The organism is Rhodopirellula maiorica SM1 (assembly GCF_000346295.1).
Classification (GTDB): Bacteria; Planctomycetota; Planctomycetia; order Pirellulales; family Pirellulaceae; genus Novipirellula; species Novipirellula maiorica.
In genome coordinates this window covers 1-1,244 of sequence record NZ_ANOG01000695.1, presented here as the reverse complement: position 1 = coordinate 1,244, position 1,244 = coordinate 1, and the positions used below count along the sequence as shown (strand labels likewise).

1 protein-coding gene is annotated in these 1,244 nt (G+C 56.6%); it reads right to left on the bottom strand.

Going from position 1 to position 1,244, the window contains the following annotated elements; all coding sequences use genetic code 11:
- Positions 1-1,244 (bottom strand): acyl-CoA dehydrogenase family protein (locus RMSM_RS22365; protein ID WP_008701705.1); only part of this gene is annotated, 1,244 nt, incomplete at both ends.

Here is a 1,244-nt window from a genome sequence, read left to right as displayed (position 1 = left end):
CGATCGGCCGCCATGGGTTTTCATGAACAATTCGATTGCCGCTTCCTTTTGCGTCTCGCTGCCGAAGATTTTTGCCACGATGCATTCCATCTCGCCGCGATAACCTTGATCAAGTAGGTCGGCGCACCAAGCGGTCATCGCGTCACAGGCGACGATCAAACCAGCAAGCCGCCCGATGCGGCGCCGAACCAATTCGCGACGATCAATCGATTGACCATACGTTTGGCGGTACGCGCCCCAAGGCAACATTTCAGCGAGCATCCAACGCATCGCTCCGGCAGCATTGGCACACAGCGACACGCGGCCCAGATTCAAACCGTGATAGGCAATCGTCAATCCATCACCGCGTGAAGGCACAAGCAAGTTTTCCTTGGGCACACGGAAATCCCGAAAAATCAAGCCGTTGTTGTTCGCGCGACGCAGTGCGTAGATGCCGTAGCGTTTCAGTTGGAAATGCTCGTTCTCTTGGTCCGGCAAATCGACGACCAATACGCTTGGTTTGCCATCGATCATACAGACCAAACCGATGGTGCGACCGGGGATCGCGTTGGTAATAAACAGCTTCTCGCCATTGACGACGTAATCGTCGCCGTCCAAGACTGCGGTCGTACGCAGTGCGGTCAAATCGCTACCCGCCCCCGGTTCGGTTAACGCAAACGCGGACAAACGCCGACCATCGGCCAATTGGGGTAGAAACCGCTGCTTCTGGTCGTCGGTTCCAAATGACCGCACCGGATCGACGGCACCAATGCAGCCGTGAACCGAGGCCAGTCCCGCTACCGTCGGGTCGATTGTCGCCATTTGCGTGATCATTTCCGCGAACTGACGCATCGTGGCACCCGAACCGCCGAACTCGGGCGAAACCAGTAACCCCCAATAGCCGACCGTTCCCAATTCGGCCAACACTTTGGTTGTGATCTTTCCTTTTTCGTCCAGCAGGGTGCCGCCATCGCGATGTTTGCGAACAATTTCCAGCGATTGTTCCACGACACGCGACACCGACTCGTTCTGTGACATCGCCTCGACCTCGAACAATTCCGTTGGCACCAATTTGTCCCAAACCGCGCGATGCACCGGGCTGTTGGTCGTTTTGTATTGAGCCGCAAACAAATCCTCGACTTGATCGTCCGCCGTATCAATCAATCCGGTTCGCTTGGACTCGTCCACCGACGCGCCGCCTAAACGAAGCGCCACCTCCGCGAACGATTCCTTGCCTGCTTTGCCAGGATCGGATTTCGCTAGCA